The 19,421-nt window shown below is 69.8% G+C and carries 19 protein-coding genes and 1 pseudogene; all 20 read left to right on the forward strand.

The window, feature by feature from the left end:
• Window positions 1-310 precede the first annotated feature (310 nt).
• The 20 genes and pseudogenes from AB0H28_RS14515 (at window position 311) to AB0H28_RS14610 (ending at window position 18,192) form a co-directional block, all read left to right on the forward strand.
• Window positions 311-1,108 (forward strand): hypothetical protein, encoded by a 798-nt coding sequence (locus AB0H28_RS14515; RefSeq protein WP_358038957.1) that lies wholly within the window; start codon window positions 311-313, stop codon window positions 1,106-1,108.
• Window positions 1,109-1,188: 80 nt separating this feature from the next.
• Entirely contained in the window at window positions 1,189-1,842 is a 654-nt protein-coding gene (locus AB0H28_RS14520; RefSeq protein ID WP_358038960.1) for a hypothetical protein, read from the forward strand.
• A 74-nt stretch (window positions 1,843-1,916) separates the two neighbouring features.
• A complete protein-coding gene (locus tag AB0H28_RS14525; protein ID WP_358038963.1) occupies window positions 1,917-2,417 on the forward strand; it encodes a hypothetical protein in 501 nt (166 codons plus the stop codon).
• A gap of 102 nt (window positions 2,418-2,519) precedes the next feature.
• The gene (locus tag AB0H28_RS14530) at window positions 2,520-3,182 is read left to right on the forward strand and encodes a hypothetical protein (RefSeq protein WP_358038966.1); all 663 of its coding nucleotides are present in this window, start codon (window positions 2,520-2,522) and stop codon (window positions 3,180-3,182) included.
• Window positions 3,183-3,306: 124 nt separating this feature from the next.
• Window positions 3,307-4,470 carry a DUF4314 domain-containing protein gene (locus AB0H28_RS14535; RefSeq protein WP_358038969.1) on the forward strand — a complete coding sequence of 388 codons (1,164 nt, stop codon included), beginning with the start codon at window positions 3,307-3,309 and terminating at the stop codon, window positions 4,468-4,470.
• Entirely contained in the window at window positions 4,463-4,729 is a 267-nt protein-coding gene (locus AB0H28_RS14540; protein WP_358038972.1) for a hypothetical protein, read from the forward strand. Before AB0H28_RS14535 ends, AB0H28_RS14540 begins: the two co-directional genes overlap by 8 nt.
• Window positions 4,730-4,848: 119 nt before the next feature.
• On the forward strand, window positions 4,849-5,208 hold the full coding sequence (locus tag AB0H28_RS14545; RefSeq protein ID WP_358038975.1) for a histone-like nucleoid-structuring protein Lsr2: 360 nt from the start codon (window positions 4,849-4,851) through the stop codon (window positions 5,206-5,208).
• Window positions 5,208-5,873, forward strand: a complete 666-nt coding sequence (locus AB0H28_RS14550; RefSeq protein ID WP_358038978.1) for a hypothetical protein — start codon at window positions 5,208-5,210, stop codon at window positions 5,871-5,873. Before AB0H28_RS14545 ends, AB0H28_RS14550 begins: the two co-directional genes overlap by 1 nt.
• Window positions 5,860-6,258 (forward strand): hypothetical protein, encoded by a 399-nt coding sequence (locus AB0H28_RS14555; RefSeq protein ID WP_358038981.1) that lies wholly within the window; start codon window positions 5,860-5,862, stop codon window positions 6,256-6,258. The genes AB0H28_RS14550 and AB0H28_RS14555 overlap by 14 nt, the downstream gene beginning before the upstream one ends.
• Before the next feature lie 368 nt (window positions 6,259-6,626).
• Window positions 6,627-7,106 carry a hypothetical protein gene (locus AB0H28_RS14560; RefSeq protein ID WP_358038984.1) on the forward strand — a complete coding sequence of 160 codons (480 nt, stop codon included), beginning with the start codon at window positions 6,627-6,629 and terminating at the stop codon, window positions 7,104-7,106.
• A 183-nt stretch (window positions 7,107-7,289) separates the two neighbouring features.
• On the forward strand, window positions 7,290-8,402 hold the full coding sequence (locus tag AB0H28_RS14565) for an AAA family ATPase (RefSeq protein ID WP_358038987.1): 1,113 nt from the start codon (window positions 7,290-7,292) through the stop codon (window positions 8,400-8,402).
• A gap of 29 nt (window positions 8,403-8,431) precedes the next feature.
• Window positions 8,432-10,030: a VWA domain-containing protein gene (locus AB0H28_RS14570; RefSeq protein ID WP_358038991.1), complete on the forward strand. Its 1,599-nt coding sequence runs from the start codon at window positions 8,432-8,434 to the stop codon at window positions 10,028-10,030.
• A gap of 41 nt (window positions 10,031-10,071) precedes the next feature.
• Window positions 10,072-10,242 (forward strand): annotated as a pseudogene (locus AB0H28_RS14575) (monooxygenase); the annotation flags it as partial.
• Window positions 10,243-10,283: 41 nt separating this feature from the next.
• Window positions 10,284-10,715: a DUF3085 domain-containing protein gene (locus tag AB0H28_RS14580; RefSeq protein ID WP_358038994.1), complete on the forward strand. Its 432-nt coding sequence runs from the start codon at window positions 10,284-10,286 to the stop codon at window positions 10,713-10,715.
• 206 nt (window positions 10,716-10,921) lie between these two features.
• Window positions 10,922-11,857, forward strand: a complete 936-nt coding sequence (locus AB0H28_RS14585; RefSeq protein WP_358038997.1) for an ATP-binding protein — start codon at window positions 10,922-10,924, stop codon at window positions 11,855-11,857.
• Between the two features lie 38 nt (window positions 11,858-11,895).
• Window positions 11,896-12,963 (forward strand): hypothetical protein, encoded by a 1,068-nt coding sequence (locus tag AB0H28_RS14590; protein WP_358039000.1) that lies wholly within the window; start codon window positions 11,896-11,898, stop codon window positions 12,961-12,963.
• Window positions 12,964-13,849: 886 nt separating this feature from the next.
• On the forward strand, window positions 13,850-16,222 hold the full coding sequence (locus AB0H28_RS14595) for a Helicase associated domain protein (protein WP_358039003.1): 2,373 nt from the start codon (window positions 13,850-13,852) through the stop codon (window positions 16,220-16,222).
• A gap of 371 nt (window positions 16,223-16,593) precedes the next feature.
• Entirely contained in the window at window positions 16,594-17,187 is a 594-nt protein-coding gene (locus AB0H28_RS14600; RefSeq protein ID WP_358039006.1) for a hypothetical protein, read from the forward strand.
• A gap of 136 nt (window positions 17,188-17,323) precedes the next feature.
• Window positions 17,324-17,746 carry a hypothetical protein gene (locus AB0H28_RS14605; protein ID WP_358039008.1) on the forward strand — a complete coding sequence of 141 codons (423 nt, stop codon included), beginning with the start codon at window positions 17,324-17,326 and terminating at the stop codon, window positions 17,744-17,746.
• Between the two features lie 5 nt (window positions 17,747-17,751).
• Entirely contained in the window at window positions 17,752-18,192 is a 441-nt protein-coding gene (locus AB0H28_RS14610; protein WP_358039056.1) for a DUF4262 domain-containing protein, read from the forward strand.
• The last annotated feature ends 1,229 nt before the right edge of the window (window positions 18,193-19,421 follow it).

Here is a 19,421-nt window from a genome sequence, read left to right on the forward strand (position 1 = left end):
GTACCGATCGATGGCTGGCACCAAAGCACCTCCGCGCTGCGCAACCCGATACCTCGCGCTTATGCGTCGAGCCATAGATGGCCGCTCAGAACGCCCGCTCACCGCCGGGCCCTAGCGGTCTGCGGTCGAGCAGGTCCCCGCCCTCAACCGCTTGCAGCGACACGGTGTTCGACACCGCGGCTGATGCCGCGTGGCCGTGGCGGCGACACCGCACAGCACCGATCGATGCTGCCGCGTCCCCCGATCGCTAATAGCCACCCGGCTCGCCTCGTGTGCCGGGTGGCCCAACAACACACGGAGATGAACGATCATGACACGTCGACTCTGGTTGCCGGCGGCGCAGATCCATCCGCTGGCCGAACATGCCGCCGCCTGCCCGCAGCGCAACATCCGTGAGCAGTACCGCCCCGATCAGCCGGACGTGCCCGCCTTGCTCTGGTCCCGCGAGCACGACGGCGACTGGCTGACGTCTAACGGCGCGCCCGCCTGGTACGACGCTAGCGGCGCCGAGCACCGCGTACGCGCCGAAACATGGACCTACACCGACACCGGCGCCACGGGAAACCCTCGCCCGTACCAGGGCGACGGGCTCATGTCCCTGCACGCCACGCACCTCGACGGGCGCCGCACGCTGCTCGACCTGCTTCGCTTCGCCCGTCAGCATGACGTGCCCTGGCTCGGCGTCAACGCCGACCGCACCAGCGAGCTGCACAACGACAGATACCTGCTCTCCCGCAGCCGCCACGGCCACCTGCCACGCGGCGCGAGCTGGACGCCGGTGACCGTCACCTGCGCCACCGTCGGCGGCGGCACCTACAGGGCGCTGGTCGCCGACGGATACACCACTTCCTCTGGCGGGCCATTGTGTCGGTTTCCCCGGCACGAGGTCGAGCGTATGGCTCACGACCTGCACGAGCTGGCCACAGGCGACGTGCCCGGACAGCACCCCGTTCTGCGGCTGGCGTTTCGTCAGGTCAGCGTGCAATGGGAGGACCACACCGACGAGGGCAGCCGCTGGCTCGAGCAGGACCTGTGCCGCATCGACGCCGACGGCCACTACGCCATCGGCGCTTACCAGTGGCCCTGGGTCAACGCCACCGCAGCCTGACACCCGGGGTGCTCTCACCTCCCGGCGACCTCAAGGTCGCCGTAGCCGCACACCCCTCAACTAAAGGAGGACCAAGACTCGTGAGCGCACCTGCGCTGATCGGTGTGTCCGCGTCCCGCGGCACCTGCTTCGCCCGCCGCATCCAGCTCGGCGAAGCACCAGAGGTCCTGGTGCCGCTGCTGCGCCGGATCTGGACCGACACGTTCGACCGCGACACCGACGCGATGGCCGCCGCGCTGCTCGCCCGTACCTGGGTCCAGCTCGCCGTCGACCCCAAACCCCGCCGATGGGACCAGCATCCGCCGGTGCCGGGCGTGGGCTACCCGACCGCCGGCCACGACTTCCCATGGCGGGGCTCGCTGCGCGAGAACGTCGAGGGGTCACTGGAGTGGCTGTACCTGCTGGACCTCGACCAGCGGCGGCTGGTCGCGTACGAGGCAACGGTCCACGGCCGCTGGCTACGGCACAGCGCCCACCACCTCAACCCGGCCGAGGAACTCTTCGTCACCCAACCCGCCCTCAACGACGGCGGCCCGGAGGTGACGGTGTGCACCGTGTGCGGCGCGACCGACGAGATCGACCACGTCGAAGCGCCGTCCATGGCGGGGTACGGCTCCGACATCACCACCTCCTGCAACCGCTGCGGCTCCCTGATCGCCACGAACCCGTTCTTCGGTGACCGCCTAATCCGCAAGCCCTGGCCACCACCGGCACCCGCAACCGGCGGTCCATAGGGCAGCACGCACTGAGTGCGCCCGCTCCACCGCCTCACCTATCAGCCCATACCCACAACCGGAAGGGAAAGCTCATGATCTCGCGTACGCAGGAGGACATCCTGTACCGCATCAACCAACACGCCGGCAACGACGACGTGTTCGGCTTCCGCCGCGATCTGCTGATCAACGCCCTCGACGTCGATCACGCCCGCCCATTCCTGCACCCCGGTTTCACCGCAGAGCAGTGGAACCAAAGCCGGTGGGACGGTCACGCCGGTGCCGAGGCGTACGGCCGCGAGTACTTGTGGTTCGCCGTGCACAAAATCTTGAACCACCGCAGCGGATCCGCAGCACGGGCGGTCGACAAGCTCACCGAACTGGCCTGGCTGCTCGGCCGCGATGACGTGGTCAGCGCCGTGACCGCCGCCCCTTACCCGATGTACGGGGCGCCGAAGATCGCCGTGTTCGCCGAAGGGCTCGGCTGGCCGCTGCACAGCAGCGCGCAGGATCCCGACGGCCGGGCGGCCCTGACCCGCATGGCCGCCGGCCAGCCCTGCAGCCCCGACGGCTGCGTATGGGGCTGCGAGGAGTAACCCCCGACAACCATCCACCACCTTGCTCATCGCCGGCCGCGACCCCCACCCCGGGGGCCGCGGCCGGCCGTCGTTTGCCCCCCAACTGAAAGGACCACCCGCATGACGTCCGAGCTGAGCTCGCACGAGCCCGACGGTCACATCCTGCGACTGCCGCAACGACCGCCGGCAGCGCCGGTAGACCTCGACGCCTATGTCCACGTACCGGGCAGCCCGGTCCTCGACCGCGCCGCCGTCGAAATCCGCCTGGCCGGCCGCGGCTATCCCGGCAATGCCATCGCCGTCGGCGACCTCGTCCAACCAGTCGGCGAAGCCATCCGACGGCGGGTCACCGCCGTCGACCACCACAGCGGCCAGATCACCATCACCGGCGAGAACGACACGCCCCGCACGCTCGCCGGTCGCGGTGTGCAGGTCGTCAGCCTCGCCGCGCATCCACCGGTGCCCGACGACCTCCTCGAAGAGCTGAGCCTGGAGCAAGCCCGTCAGCTCATCACCGACATCGCCTCCGACCACGGCAGATACCCCCAGACGGCCTCATTCGCCGACTGGGTGTTCGGCCGCGTCGTGGCCGACATCCACTGGCGCAACGACCCCGCCGCGCCAGTGGAATTCCCCGCCGGGCGGCGGGTGCTCGTGCGCGTCGACAACCGGCCCGTCTACGGCACGACTAACCCGCCCACCCTGACCGCCTACTGCACCTGCGGCCCCCGACCCGGCATCGCCACCGCCCTCTGGCCGCACCAGATCCGCCTCGAAGGATGACCGCCCCGCAACGCCTGCCGACCCTCTGCGACGACGGCACGGGCACGCGGGCGAGGAAACCCGATTCCACGACCGCCATCGCCGATGGCCACACGTACAACACCACATCGAAAGGACACCTGCGATGACAAGTCCTACCAGCAACAGCCACCCCGAAGACCAGCCCGCAGCAGGCACGTACCGCCGCGGCGACCGGGTCGTGCTGGCGCACACCAGCGACCCCCACACCCGGCTGCGCCCCGGTGACGAGGGGACCATCCGCCGCTACGACCCCCACGGTCAGGTCCTCGACGTGGCCTGGGACAACGGCTCCCACCTGTCGCTTCTGCTGGGCGAGTCCGACCGCGTTCGTCGGCTCCTCGCCCTACACCCCGCCGATATCGGGCAGCAGGTGCGTGAGGCGCTGCGTACCGCCGGGGCGGCTGCCGGCCGCGGCGCCGCCACCTGGTGGGCACAGCACACCCTGGGAGGACAGGCGCGCGGTGACGTCACCGACATCGCCCGACGGGTCCTTTCTGGCACCGAGGACATCGTCCCGCTGATCCTCGACGGACTCCCGACAGCCGACCGGTACCACCTCGCCGAGGACCCCGAGCGCTACGCCCAACACGCTCCACCCGGAGCGCCAGCCTGGGAGAACCTCAACGCGCAGCAGCGCGACCAGGCGCGTTGGGCGTGGTGCGGCGGCTACGCCGACGCCGCGCACACCGAGGCCGCACGCCAGTGCCGCATGATCCTGCACCCCGACGGCGACGACCGCGACCTCACCCATGTCCACCCCGACCGCGTGCGACTGGGCGGGCCGGGTGTGTTCGCCGGAGACTGGGCCTGGCAGCCCAACGCCGATGGGCAGATGCGCATCCCGGTCGGGTTCGCCGGCATCCTGATCGACCACTGGAACGGGTGGGCCGTGTTCACCTGCACCCGCGACGTCGCGCAGGCGATCGTCGCCGACCAGCAGACCCACCGCGACCAATTCCGCCAGCGCCTTCTCGACGGCGGCGCCACCAACACCGACGCCGAGCAGCAGGTCGACGAATCGCTGGGGCGGATGTCCTTCGACGGCGACGTCATCGTCGCCGACGACAGCCGCGTGCAGGCCGACCCCGACGCCGTCGACCGCATCAACCCCGACGCCGACGGCCGCTACGTGGTGATGGGCTGGAACTGGACCTGGAACGCCGTGCACCCCTACGACTGCGACCGCATCGTCGGCGCCATCCCCGACCCACCCACAAACGACGACGCCAAGCAAAACCTCTGCCCTCAAGGAGAAGCCGATGTCTGAGCAGCCGGCACGCGAGGACCAGCGGACGCTGGATGCCGGGGAGATCGTCACCGTCGCGCCAGCGCTGATGGTGGAGATGGGCCCATGCCTGTACGTCGCCATCGACGGCTTCGACGATCCCCGCTACACCATCGCCCGCCTCGGCGGTGACGGCTACCAGTGGCCCAACGTCAACCGCGAGGACCTCATCCCCACGGCCCCGCGTCACATCGTGCGCGTCACCGACGCCGACGGCGACATCGCCTACATCGCCGGCTGACCGCAACCTCGGCGCCGGCACCGGCCCTGTAGTGCCGGCGCCGATCACACCGTCAGCACCGCCCCGCCACCTCCACTGGTGGCGGGGCTTCGTCATGTCCCCCAACAGAAAGCAGCCCGATGTCAACCAAAACCATCGTGGTGCTCAGCGACGACCTGGACCACAGCACGCAGGACGTCCGCACCCACCGCATCGCCCTCGACGGCGTCGAGTACGAGATCGACCTCGCACCGCACAACCTGCAGCGGCTACAGGACACCTACCTCGCAGCGGCCCGCCGGCTGCCCAAGCGGCCCGCCGCTCGGCCACAAGGTCCCAGCATCCCCACCGGCCTTCCGGCCGACGTCCGCGCCTTCTGGGCCACCTACGAGCAGCCGCTGCAGCTTCCCCCGTACCGCCGGCACGGCCCGATCCCCGCAGCGGTCTACGACGCCTACCGCACGCATGCGGCCCGCACGAGCGATCAGGGGACGCGCTGATGGCACACCACCTCTTCGCCGTGCTGGTACGCGCCGGCGCGACCGTCGCCAGCATCGACGCGCACCTGGCCGCGCCGATGCGGCTCGTGAGCCGCGAGCACCGTATCGATGGCTACCGGCTCGGTGGGCAGGTCACCGGGGCGTGGGACACCAGCTACGACCCTGACGGCGACCCGAGCAACTGGCACACCTGCGACGCCTGCCGAGGCACCACCCAGATCGACGGGGCCACCTGCCTCGCCTGCGCCGACGCCGTACAGGCCGGCCGTCGGCCCGGCACCGTGGTGCCCTGCAGCTACACCGACTGGGCGCCGTATCCCGGGGACATCGTGGCGCTGCCCAGGCTGCTGCACCCCGGCTGGCGGTTCCCGCCGGGCGGCACCCCGGTGGCCTGGGTCGACCTGGCCGGCGTCGTGTGGCTCGACGCTGAGGGAGCCTACGATGCCGCCAGCGATAGCGGCCAAATCCCTGCACGTCTGCGGATGGTTTTCCGAGACCTTGTCAGCGGGCGTCGAAACCCGGATCCGACGGCGCAGATGGCAGCGCGTGGACCCGCCGTAGCCAGCCGGCGGTTGCCCGCTCGGCGGCCTGGGCGAATCCACCGCATACCGGTGGCGCTCCGCGCGGCGGACTGGTCGGTGGCGGTGGTCGATGCCCACTCCTGATTACCAGCCGGCGCGCGGCAGCGCCGCCGTGTTCTCCGGGCCCTGGCTGCGCTACCAGACGAGCCGCCAGTCACACCGCTACCAGGAGGGCTACGCCGCGACACTCATCGGCTGGTGGAACGGGGCCTGCGAGCTCAGCATCGACGCCGATGTCGCCCGGGCGCTCGCGCACACCTTCGCCGAGATGGCCGAGACCGTCGGGGGTGACTGGCACACCGTCGACTTCGACGCCGACGTGCTTACCGTCGCCCGGCCGCTGTCCCTCGGCGGCGGCGTTCACCTCGCTCAGCCCGTGAACGGGCGCTACCGGATCGGCTGGGGCTTGCCCTGGACACCGGTCGATCCTCGACGCTGCGACCGGGTGGTCGGACATCCCGAAGCCTGACACAGCCACCGGCTCAACTCGGCAGCGGTCGCCACCACCAGCAGTTCACGGCGCGTATCCGCCGCCTGGCGGCTGACGTCCAATCCCAATGTTCCTGTCTCCGCGGCGTGGACTTGTCACCGCCCGCGCACCTGGAGACGGGTGCGCGGGCTCAACCCCGCAGTCGCATTGAAGTCCGGGACTAACGGCGAGACACGCGCTCACCGCCGTCGGTCCTGCGGCGCTCAGACCCGCTGACGACATCACGTATTCCTGAAGGAGGATGCATGCTTCACCCCCGTACCCGAGACGCGCTGACCCGCGCACTCCTCGACGTCGAGACGCTGCACGAGCTGCACGGATGGGATCTCACTCCGACGCTGATCGGCGTGTTCGATTGGCCGCTCGCCGACCCGTCACACGCCGTGTCCATCGATGCTGACCTGTTCGATTGGGGTGTCTGGCACAACCTGACCCTGGCCGGAGGAGATGCGAGTCTGCCGCCTGCCGTGGTCCTGCACAGCCTGGCCGAGATCGCCGGCAGCCCGCCCGCGCGCGACGCCATGCGGTCGTGGCTGCACCGCGACGGGCGACGCTGCATCGGCTTCGCTCTGGTCTTCGAGGTCTGGGCCGCTCCCGGCCGACCGGGCTACCGCCACGGTGACCTCGCCAAGGCGCCACCGTCGGAACGGATCGAGATGCGCATCGCCGCCGCGGTCGACCTGGACCGCCGGCTTTACGAGATCACGCGTGTGCGCGGCGAGCAGACGGTCACCGTCGACCGCTCGCCGCGCCGACCCTCACGAACCGCGGGCAGCCGCATCGTGACCGGGCTGTATCGGCTGGTGGATCTCGCCCGAACGCTGTGAACCATCACCCTCACCAACCCTTCTGAGCAGCAGACGACCGGTTCCTCGAACGCCTAGAACCGGCTGACTGCCTGCGATCTGAGCTCCATCCGATGTCCCGTCTCCGCTGCGCGGATGTGTACCGCCCGCGCACCCCGGAGACGGGTGCGCGGGCTCCATCCCTTATCCATTGGGAGGACCCGCATGGATCCGACTACCAGCACCACGTCGCCCACGACGACGGGCGACCGGCGTCCCGGCTACCTGTATTACAAGGTCGCAGCGCATCTGGTCGCTCACCCTGACCAGATATTCACCGTCGGTGAGCTGAAGAAGATCCTCGATGTGCCGTCGACCGGGGCGGTGTACGAGGTGTGCAAGAAGATGGCCAAAGCCGGATACGCCACGCACCTGACCGGACCGCACCGTTTCCAGATCACAAAGGCCGGTATCGACGCCGCCGGCACTATGCCGCCCCCTGCACCGCGATCGGCCGCCGGTGGTCGGGCCGGGTCAGGCCGGCGACAGCCGGTCACCCGCCCGAACGGGGACCTGTACTTCCCCCGCAAACTCGCCGGGGCCACCGACGTCGACGTGTTGCGCAGGCTGCGCGACAAGCGCATCCCGGTGCTGCTCTACGGGCCGCCCGGCACCGGCAAGACCGCCCTCGTCGAGGCCGCCTACCCCGACCTGCTGACCGTCGCCGGCACCGGCGACACCGTCGTCGAGGATCTCCTCGGCAACTTCATCCCCTTGCCCGACGGCGGGTTCGAGTTCGTCTACGGGCCCTTGGTCACCGCGATGCGGGAAGGCCGGGCGCTGCTGGTCGACGATGCCACCCTCATCCCGCCGAAGGTCCTCGCCGTGCTTTACCCGGCCATGGACGGTCGGCGCGTGATCACCATCCCCGGCTACCGCAACGAACGCGTCGAAGCTGTCGACGGGTTCTACATCGCCGGCGGGCACAACCCCGGCGTGCACGGAGCGATCCTCACCGAAGCGCTCGCCTCCCGCTTCGACGTGCACATCGAGGTCACCACCGACTGGGACCTCGCCCGCCACCTCGGCGTTCCCCGACCCGCCATCGACGCCGCGATAAGCCTGAACGTCGACCTCGCCGCCGGCCGGATCGGGTGGGCGCCGCAGCTACGCGAGCTGCTCGGCTTCACTCGCGTCAGCAAGACCCTCGGGCCGGCGGCGGCGGTGTCCAACCTCGTCGGCCGCGCGCCCATCGAGGACCGCGAGCAGGTCCTCACCGCCCTCAAGGCGCAGTTCGGCGCCGAGGTCACCCCCCTGGCCCTCGGCAAACAACGCTGAGCGCCGCTACCCGAGAAAGGAACAACCCCATGCCTAACCCCTCGCACCACCAACGCGGCGGCACTGCCCTCGGGCCGTCCGGGGATCCGGACTGGCAGCCGTGGAGCGACGCGTGGACCCGGCACATCCCGGTCCTGACCGGCCGCACCGACCTGAGCGTCACCGTCGCCCCCGGCGCGGGCGGCGGCGCCCCGGCCTGCTTCTACCCCGACGAGCGCCGCATCGAAATCGACGCCACCCACATCGGAACCCCCGACATCACCGACCCGCGTCGCGCCGCACACAAACGCCTGGTGCCCACTGCCTACGGGCTGCTCGTGCACGAAGCCGCCCACGCCACCCACAGCCAGTGGACAGGCCCTGTCGGCACACCGCCGGTCGTCGCCACAGTGGCCGACATGCTCGAGGAATCCCGCATCGAGAACCGCCAACGCCTGCGGCGCCGCGCCGATCGGCGGTGGCTGCGCCACACCGTGACGGCCCTGCTGAACCCCGGCGACGCGCCGGTCGACGACGCCTGGCACGCCGGCACCCTCGCCGCCCTGCTCCTAGCCCGGGTGGATGCCCGCATCATCACCGCCAAGGACATCAGCGGCGTCCGCGCCGCCGTCACCACCGTCCTCGGCCGGCAGAAACTGCGCCAGCTGCGCGACATCTGGCGGCAAGCGCACAGCACCGACGACACCAACGGCGCGGCGATGATCGACCTGGCGTGGCGGTGGTGCCACATCCTCGGCATCGACCCCCGCCAGCGCCCGACGCCACCCGAGGCCGACCCCGGCGCGTTCGCCGGTCAACTCGCCCAGGCCCTCGGCGACTACCTCGCGCAGAGCGCCGGCCTGACACCCGCCGACTACACCGCCCAGCAGATCGAGGAGCGACACGGGGCGCCCTCCTGGTGGAGGCGCCGCGACCCCAGCGACGCCGAGCGTGCCGCCGCCCGCCGGCTCGCCACCCGGCTGCGCCGGGCCCGCACCCACCAACCCGAACCCGACACCCGACCCAGCCCGATACCGCCCGGACGACTACGCACCCGCCAGACGATCACCGCCAAGGCGCAGATCGCCGCCGGCGGCATGCCCACCGCCACCCCGTGGCAGCGCCGCGTCCAGCTCCCGCCGCCGAAGCCGACTCTGCACCTGGCCGTGCTCGTCGACACCTCCGGCTCGATGCGCGAATACGCCGCACCGATGTCCGCCGCCGGCTGGATCCTCGCCAGCGCGGCCGGCAGCAACCAGGCCAGCACCGCGATGATCGGCTTCGGCACCAGCGCCTCCCTGCTCGTGTCGCCAAGCCAACGGCCCTCCCAGGTCCTGGAGATGTCAGCGCTCGGAGGCACCACGGCGTTCCTCGACGCGGTCAAACTCGCCGACGAGGTGCTGCGCCTGCGCCAACCCGGCCGGCTGCGGATGCTCGCCGTCGTCTCCGACGGCGATCTACCCAACACCGAGGCCGCGCAACGGCTGATCACCACCCTGCATCAGAGCGGCTGCGCGGTGCTGTGGCTACGCCCCGCCGACCAGTCCGGACACACCTTCACCCACACCACCACCCTGCTGGTCGACGACCCGATCCAAGCCGTCGACGCCATCGCCGACGCCGCCGTCACCGCCCTCGAACAGGCCTAACCCACCGAGGAGCCCGCCGCGGGTGCCAACGGCGACTCGGCGCCCCCGTGCGCCACCACACCGGCAGAAGTGCCAACAACGGCATCGAGCAGGCCGCCGCCCTGACCCAGCACCACCGGTGGGGCGGCGACCTGGCCACCGCCCTTCACGGCGGGCAACGCCGCCAGTTCCCCAACGCCGTCGCCGCCCTGCAGCGCGGCACCATCCTCGGCCTTAGCCCAATCCTGACCGAACCACCGACAGGAGCCCATCGATGGCACTGCACCTGTACTTCCCTCTCACCGACACGCTGCGACTGGCCGAACACGCCATCGCCGCGAGCGAGCACGCCGCCAGCCTCACCGAGAAAGAGGCCGGCGTCCCCTGCCCCGGAGCGTTGGAGTGGGTCCACGACGACGGCGTCTACCTGATGTCCAACGGCCTGCCCCGACTGACCAACCCGAACCGGCCCGGCTACAGCCTCACCGTCCACGCCCACGGCTGGAACCCCCGCCTCGACGGACACCGCAGCGACCCCGACCTCGGCGGCGACGACTTCGTCGAGCACCTGCACCTCACCGAGGAATCCGACCCACTCATCGAGGACCTACGCGCCGCACACGCCGCCGGCTACCAGTGGCTGGACCTCATGGTCAGCGCCGACACCTTCGACATAAGGGCGACCCGCACCCGCCTTCACGACTGACCATCGGGCCACCGGCTCCGCCGCAGATGATCGGCGGGGCCGGGGGCCATCCACCCGGACCCATTGCCCCCTCGTCAGCCCCTACCTCGCCAGACCTGATCCGTGACCAAATCGGTCGCGGATCTTCTCGTTTTTGGAGGAAGATCGTGTCCACCCCGAGTAGCGCGACCGGCGCCGCAAGCACTTCAGCCGGCTCACCCACTGGTATGGCTGCGGCGGATGCCGACAGCCTGGCCTACCCCATCTCACCCGAGTATGTGAAGTCGTGGACGCCCGTGCGGGCGATCTCCGAACTAATCGCCAACGCCCTTGACGAAGACCCAAACGCCGCGGTCAGCTGGACCGATGGTGTCCTGACGATCGCCGACGACGGGCCCGGCATCCCCGAGGAGGGCCTCATCCTCGGCATGTCCAGCAAGACCGACGAGCAGATCGGCCAGTTCGGTGAAGGCAAGAAACTCGCCTGCCTCGTGCTGGCCCGCAGCCCGCAGATCGGCCCCGTGCGCTGCGAGACCGTCTCCTACGGGTTCGTGCCCACCGTCGAGCGCCGCAAGCTGCTCGGCGGGCTCATCCCGTCGCGCACCCAGCAGGGCAGCGACGTCCTCGTCTACCACTTCCACCCCAACACCCGAACCCGCGGCACGACCTTCACCATCGAATGCCCCCGCGACCTCGCGCAGGAGGCCATCGGACGGTTCCGCGCCCTGGCCGAGCCCGGCTACCAGCCACCCGCGGCGCCCGGAGTATGCGTGCGCGACGGCGACCCGGGACGGGTGTGGATCGGCGGGGTGCTGGTCACCCGCATGCCCGGCTTCCTCGCCTCCTACGACCTGTCACTCGATCACAAGGCGCTGCAGAACCGCGACCGCACCGTCGTCGAGGCCAGCGCGCTGCGCACCGCGGTCCGCGACATCCTCGCCGGCAGCGACGACCCGCCACTCATCGCCCTGTTCGCCCGGCACGTCCTCGACGGCGGAAAGCTACGCGAACAGGAACAGTTCTTCACCGACGTGAACCTGCCCCGCCCCCGCGCCGCGTGGCGGACCTGGGGCCGCGCGAACCTCCCCGAGCAGGCCTTCTACCAGCTGCACGGCGCGGAGGAGGGGCACTCGACCTCAAGGACAACGGCTACACCCAGCTGACCACCGCCGGCCTGAGCGGGCACCAAGAGGCGAGCATCATGGGCCTGCTCGGCGTAGAGGCGGCCAGAGCCAGCCAGACCCGCCACTACGCCCGCAACCGTAACCGCACCCACTGGGTCACGCAGAAAGCGTTGACCGACACCGAACGCGCCCTGCTGCACGCCAGCTGCGAGCTGGTGCGCCGCGCGATCGGCCCGTTCGCCCTCGACCGGGTCAAGGTCTACGACCACAGCGACGAGTCACCCTGCGCCGACGGCTTCTACCGCCCCCTGACCGGGGACGTGGCCATCCACCGCGACGCGCTCACCGACCGGCACCGCACCCTGCTGGTGCTACTGCACGAGGCCGCGCACCGCGTCGCGCACCGCGGCGGCGGCCACTGGACACCCGTGCAGGACTACTACGACCGCAGCCGCGGCTTCGAGACCATGCTCTCCGACTTCGCCGCCCACCTGCTCGGGCACCTCGCCGACGGCAACGGTCTACCGCAACTCGAACCCGACCCCGCCGCCGACGCTCAGCCAGAAGACTCGAAGGCAGGCACCTCGAGAGCGCGGGGCCGCAACTGGCGGGCCGACGACCCCAGCGTGCCCGCCGTGCGCCGCGAACTGGCCCACCTGCTCCTCGACCAGCTGCCACAGGCCCTGACTGCCAGTGGCTTCCGCGACGCCAAGGACATGGTCGCCTCCACCGCCGTATTTCCCGGCTACTGGCGCCTACTGACCAACCCCCGCTCCATCGGCTACCGGCCCGTGCGCGGTGACCAGGCCGGCGACTACGACAACGTCGCTCTCCTCGCCGAAGCCGCCGGACTGCACCCGCCCGTGGTGTGGCTGGGCTACCACCTCTGCGAAGGGCCCATCCGCGGACGCCGACGCGAAACGTGGGGCCGGCCCGGACCCTGGACCGCCAAGACCCGCGCCGCCATCACCCGCGCCTGCACCGACCTGACCGAACTCGGCGGCGTCTACGCCGACCAGGTCCCCGCGATACAGGCACTCGCCGACGGCACAACCGCCGCCCCGCTCGACGACGACACCTGGCACCAGCCCGCCCGCACGCTCCTGAGCGCCGAACGCCGCCAGCTCGGCCTCGCCGGGTCCTGATGCCTCGAGCCGCAGCCGGCCTCGACGGCCGGGGCAGCCATCACCCTGCGCAATGCCAGGCACCTCTCGGACGCCGACCGACAGCCCCCACGCGGTCCAGTGCAAAACCTGCCCTGCCCCGGCCTGCGACAGACGCAGCGCCTGCCATCTGCTCGCGGCGCGGTACGGCGCGGACTTGATCTATCCGTGAAGTCGAGCGTCACTGCACCCGGTCGCCGTTCCGACGGACCCGACAGCGGCGTTCCTCGGCCGCTGGTCGGGACGGCGACCGGACCGCCGACATCCATCCGAAAGGGCAGGCACAACCATGCGACACCGTCGCGAGCTACCCGCCAACGTCGGCGACGTCCTGCTGTGGCTCCTCGCCGCCGACGTCGCCGAAGCCCACCCACGTCACCCCAACCGTCCAGGACGCTGCGCCAACCTGCGCTGCGCCGACGAGGCATACCCGTGCCCTCCAGCACGTGACGCCGAGCGGGCCTGCCGAGCCGCCACTCGGCCGACCTTGGTCGCCCGGGGCCGGGCACGAGTTACCGCCCCGGCAGCTGCCGTGGCGGCGCGGATCACCGGCTGGTTCCGACCCAGCCAGCCACCTTCCCCTCTGCCGCAGCGACTCACGCCCTACACCTGGGCGGCGTGATCACCCCCGTTCCCTGCCTGCCACAGACCATCTCGGGCTCGGCTTTCTCACCCGTCGCGCCACACCCTCCAATCGAGCTATCTCAGCTGGTCAATTTCTCGCCACTGGGCTTCCTGCCTCGACAACTCATACCCACCGCCGCCGTCCCGCCTGTGTAGGTGGGACGGCGTGCCTGAAGGAGGTCCCATGCGACTACCCCATGCGCCGCTTAGTCCCTTTGCCTTACCGCATCCCACACCCCAAGCCATGGCAAGCGGTAGCCCAACTCCGCTTGACCGCGCGGGATTACGAGCTCCAACCAACGATCGCGGCGACCGCGAGGAGACCTTCGGCCTGCTCGTGGACCGCCTGCCAGAGCCCATCGGATGGCAGCGTCTCGCGATACGCGCAGCCGTTACCGCCCTACGGACCGGCGGCCGGGGACAGATCCACGCCGCGTGTGGCACAGGCAAGACCGTCACCGCCGCGCACATCGCAGCGCAGCTCTGCCCGCCCGGCGGTCACGTCGTCATCGCGTGCCCGTCCGTTGCGCTGGTCGCTCAAACCCTCGCTGTCCTCGGTCACCCCAGAACCGCGACCCTCGCCGTGTGCGGCGACGACACCGTCACCGATGCCGCCGCACACCCTCGTGACCTGCCCGAGGCCGTCACCGTCACCACCGACGCATCCACCATCACCGGCTGGCTGCGCAGCCGAACCCGCGGTGCCCGGCTGATCGTCACCACCCACCGCTCCGCCGGCCTGCTCGGCGCAGCCCTGACCGCCACCGACATCGTCGCGGACCTCCTCGTCGTCGACGAGGCTCATCACAGCGCCGGCCCAGGCGACAAACATGCGGCGCTCTTCCACCACGACCACGGCATGCCCGCTGTCCGCCGGCTGTATCTAAGCGCTACCCCCCGCACCGGTGATCTGGACGACGATCACCTGCTGCCAATGGATGACATTGACGTGTTCGGGCCGGTCCTGCACCGCTACACCTTCGCCCAAGCCATCGCTGACCGCTGGCTTGACGACTACCGCATTGCCGTCGTCGGCGTCAGCCGCGCCGAGATCCTTCCCCTGATCCGCAATCTCACCGGCACCCGCGACATTGGGGGCACCGAAGGCGGCCCGCTGCGCACGGCCATGGTCGCTGCGGCGCTGGCCCGCGCCGCCGCTGAATTCGACCTGCGGCGGACCATCGTCTACACCCATCGGGTGGCCGACTCGCGCGCCTTCGCCGCCACTCTGCCCGTCACCCTCGCCGCGCTGCCCGACCCCACACGCCCACCCGTCACGGTGACGTGTCACCACGTCGATGGCCGGCACAGCGCTGCCGCGCGCCGCGCATTCCTGCGCGACCTTTCCGACCCGCCCGACAGCGGATGGACGGTGCTGTCCAACGTCCGCTGCCTCGGCGAAGGCATCGATGTCCCCGCCGTCGACTCCGTCGTGTTCAGCCATCCCAAGAGCTCCACGGTTGACGTCGTCCAAGCAGTCGGACGCGCCCTGAGGCGTAACACCACCGGCAGCGGCGTCGCCACCGTCCTCGTCCCAGTCCTCGTCGACGACGACGCCGCCGTGGACGCTCAAGCCGACGCCGATGGCTACGCAACCATCTGGCAGGTCGTGCGCGCCCTCCGTGCTCATGATGAGTCCCTGGCTGTCGCGCTCAACCAACAGCGCCAGTACCTCAACGCCTCTGCCGTGCTACCTGAACAGGTCCAGGTGCGGCTCCCCGATGGCTACGACATCGACCAGTACCTGCAGCACCTCACCGTGCGACTCATCACCGCCACCACCTCGCCATGGTGGGAGGGGTACGGAGCCGCCGTTCATTACCACCGCGTCCACGGACACCTCTACACACGCGTCGATCACATCACCGACGACGGCTATCCGCTCGGGCGGTGGGTGCACAGTCAGCGCAAGGCACGCCGCACAGGAACCATCGCATCCGAACGGATCCAGGCTCTCGACACTCTCGGCATGCTCTGGGACCCCAGGAGCGCTCGCTGGGAGAACGGTCTGCAACACGCCGCCGCCTACCGCACCCAAAACAGGCACCTGCGTGTGTCGCCTGGATACATCGCGGATGACGGGTATCCCCTCGGGAGCTGGATCCGCACCCAACGCCGTGTTCACCACAGCGGTCGCCTCGACCCCGAGCGCACGGCAGCCCTGCACCGCCTCGGCTTCGAAACAGACCCGTACCTAGCCATGTGGGAACGGGGCATCTCCCACGCCGCCGCCTACCACGCCCGGCACGGGCACCTACGCGTGCCACCGCGTCACACGGAAGCCGACGGCTACCGCCTCGGACAGTTCATCGTCGCGCAGCGGATGCTCCGTAAACGCGGAACCCTCACTGATGATCGAATTGCCGCTCTAGACGCCCTCGACATGATGTGGGACGTCCAGAACCTCAGAGACCTCCACTTCAGTACCGGTCTTGCCCACGCCCGCGACTATCACCACCGGCACGGCACACTTCGTGTGCCTACGGCAGTCACCAGCCACGACGGATATCGCCTCGGCAAGTGGCTGAAGGACCAACGCCGCAAGCTTCGAGCAGGAACCCTCCCGGCAGACCAAGTCGCTCAGCTCGACGCGGTCAGCACCACATGGCGCCCGTAACACCGCCACCGCCAGGCCAGCGCGTAGCCACGTCCCCACCAGCGCAGACGGGCAGCCCTAGCGCATCTCGACCCACTCCTGCAGCGCAGGCCCGGACGGGGCGCCGCAACTGCTCCGGGTAACCGGCTTCGTCCTCGCCCGATAGACCCGCCCCGCCTATCGAACCTCTGCCTTGACCGCTAGGCCAAAACCGCCAGCGACGAGCGCCCATCGCCTCCGCAGCCGCGACCACGCTCCTGCCGTAGCCGAAGGGCACGGCAGGAGGAGCCACGAAGTGCCGTGATCTTCCGCCGCCAACTCCAATCGCCTTCTACTGCCTCACCACCCGCGCCACGACACAAGCTTACCGCCTCTTGAAATCGGGAGAAACCGTGAACGACATCGGACAAACATTCGACATCAGCAACCGCGCCTACCAGCGCTTTCTCACTCTTGCCGGCGACCACTTCGAGGTCATTAACTGGGACAACGCCGCCACCGGCCGAGCCACCATGATCACCTTGATCGATATCGGCAGCCGTGACGCGTTTAGCTTCGCTCTGATTGACACCGCCGAGGACCAGCAGCCCCACGCCCTGCTCGCCGTCACCACCGTTTACGCCCTGTCCCTGCACGGACCGATCCCCGGCCGCGCCGCCGCCGCTGACTACGGGTCCCACCTCGCCATACACGACGACGACATCGCCGCCACGACACCAATCACCCTGCACGATCCCGGCGAACCGCACCTCGCCGACGACGAGTGGACGTCCGTACCACCGGACATCGCCCACGCGGCCCGCACCACCACTCTCGACGGCGACCGCGTCGCGCTGGCCCTGCTCGACCGTGACCGCGCTCACATCGCCGTCGTCGGACCGTTTCCCACCATCGACGCCGCCGACGCCTGGCAGCCCGCCGCCGACGGATGGCCACCGACCGACCGGCTCCTGCTCGCCGTCCACGCACCCCTCATTAGGCAGTGACCGCCACCGACCACCGGCGCACACGGCGCTCCGACCCGACCCGCCAACCAGTCACCGGCGGCAGGCCAATGCGCCCACATCACCATCCGATACCCAGGGGGCGTCGCCATCAGGCGGCGCCCCCTGCTCGTCTGACATGGCAGGCATCATGGAACATGTGCCCCACCCCGGCGACGGTCCCGTCGAGCCGAACCTCGACGCCGAGGACGAAAGCATCCACGCAGACCTGAGCGTCGGCGATCCGATTCTCGGCAAGTCCAGGCTGCTGTCCCGACAGTGCGATACCTGCATCTTCGCTCCCGGCAACAAGATGCACCTCTCGGCTGGCAGGCTGCGCGACCTCGTCGCCGAAACCCGCCGACGAGAGTCGTTCATCATCTGCCACGACACACTCCCGCACTACCTGTACCCCCGCGCCGAACCAGCGATCTGCCGAGGCTTCGCCGACCGCTACCGCACCCAAGCCTTGCAACTCATCGCACGGCTCTGGGGCTTCGTCGAAGTCGAACCGCCCTCGCAAGTCGAGGGTCACGACCACCCGCAAGGAGTTGACCGGTGAACGGCATGGACGAGTTCCTGCGCCGTCAGAGCGAGATCATCGACCGGGTCGGCTGGGCGGTGACGCTCGTGCACCCCGACGCCGACGACAGCACCCCGTTCGCCTACACCGTCGGGCTCACCGCTCACGGCTATCCCGAGCTGCTGATCGCCGGACTCGATCTCACCATCGCACAGCAACTGCTCAACGACCTTGCGACCCGCGTCTACGACCGCGCCGAGCGGTTCACTGACGGCCAACGAGTCAGCGACCTGATCGCCGGCTACGACGCGGTCATCATCGACGGCACGGCGACCAACGAGCTGTACCCCGGCGCCGCGATCGCTCGATACGACCAGCGGGTTCGGGTGCAGCAAATCATGTGGCCGGACCCGCAAGGCCTCTTTCCCGGTGACGCCGGCTACGCCTACCCGCCGGCGGCGCAGCCGACCATCCGCCGTTCCTGACGGTCTGGGCGCCAGTCAACGTGCGCGAACCAACGGTTACTCGGTCAGGTAGTTGGTACCTGAGGGCCGTCAGCGGTGACGGCATTAATCGCGTAACGCGGGTGCCGGTGGGAGGCGTCCGCCCGTAGCGCGAGGTCTCGACATTGCGCTGGGCTGCACAGGATCGGCCCTGTGCAGCCCACTGCGGCGCCGAATCTCCTAGCGCCCGCGGTGTCTCGCCCGGCCGACGCCGTCCGTCGCGGCGATGAGGACGAACGTGGTTCTTTTTGTCGTCGTTGGAGGGCCGTCCGCGCTCCTGGTCGATCAGGTCGGCCGAGGATCAGCGTCGCCGTTTACCGGTGGGATGACCATTGGCGCGTGCGGATCGATTCCCTGTCCGCGGTTGCCAGTGGCGGCGCACGGTCCGCTCTGACCTACCGATCCGTTCGGCGACCTCACCTGGTTGCATGGTGGGATTGCGGCGTCGCCAGTACGCCACCGCTGCGGCGGTATCGGCTAACCAGGTGTCACCGCTGCCCGATATTTCTCTTCCGTCCAGGTCACCGCTCGTGGCTTGTGCGGGCGATGCTCCATGGGCGGCGTCGGGGGCCGGCAACGGCTTTGTCGCGGTCCCATCAGGAGGCGGCTGGCCGCCTCCTTGCACGGCAGCGGGGTCCGCAGTTTCCGCGACCGCTCGGGATGGCCTACCGAGGGCAGACGCGGTAACGGGGTCGGGCCGTGGCTGCGCGTGGCCGAGCTTTGACGGCGGATTGTTGCCGGTGGTGTCGGTGATTATCGGGCTGGTGGCGGTGACCGTCTGCGGCGACGCGACCCGGTCCTGGGCGGGTGGGCTCGGCGCGCCGGCGCGCTCAGCGCCGGCGCTCGGAGGTGCCTCTACTCCGCTTGTGGTACCTGCTGCGTTGCCTGACTGCCCGACCTGCTTCGGAGCCGGATCGGGCGTCCCGGGCGCCTGCATCACGGGCGTTGGGGCGGCGAGATGCTCGGTGACCGCGGTGAGTGCCACTTGCGGCGTCGTGGCGCGGATGCGGTCGCTGATTTCGACGAGGCTGACGCTGGCGACGATGACGAGTCCATCAACAGAGATGGGCAGGAGGTAGGCGGCGCCATAGCCTGATTCGCCGTAGCGGGCGGCGATTATCCGGAGCTTGGCCCGTGCCGTCTTTGATGTCCTCGTCGTTGGTCTTGGCGGTGCCAGGTGCCTGTTATGGACGCTTGGTGGTGGTGTGTCC

It is taken from the genome of Micromonospora sp. NPDC050980 (genome assembly GCF_040653835.1).
Taxonomy (GTDB): domain Bacteria; phylum Actinomycetota; class Actinomycetes; order Mycobacteriales; family Micromonosporaceae; genus Micromonospora.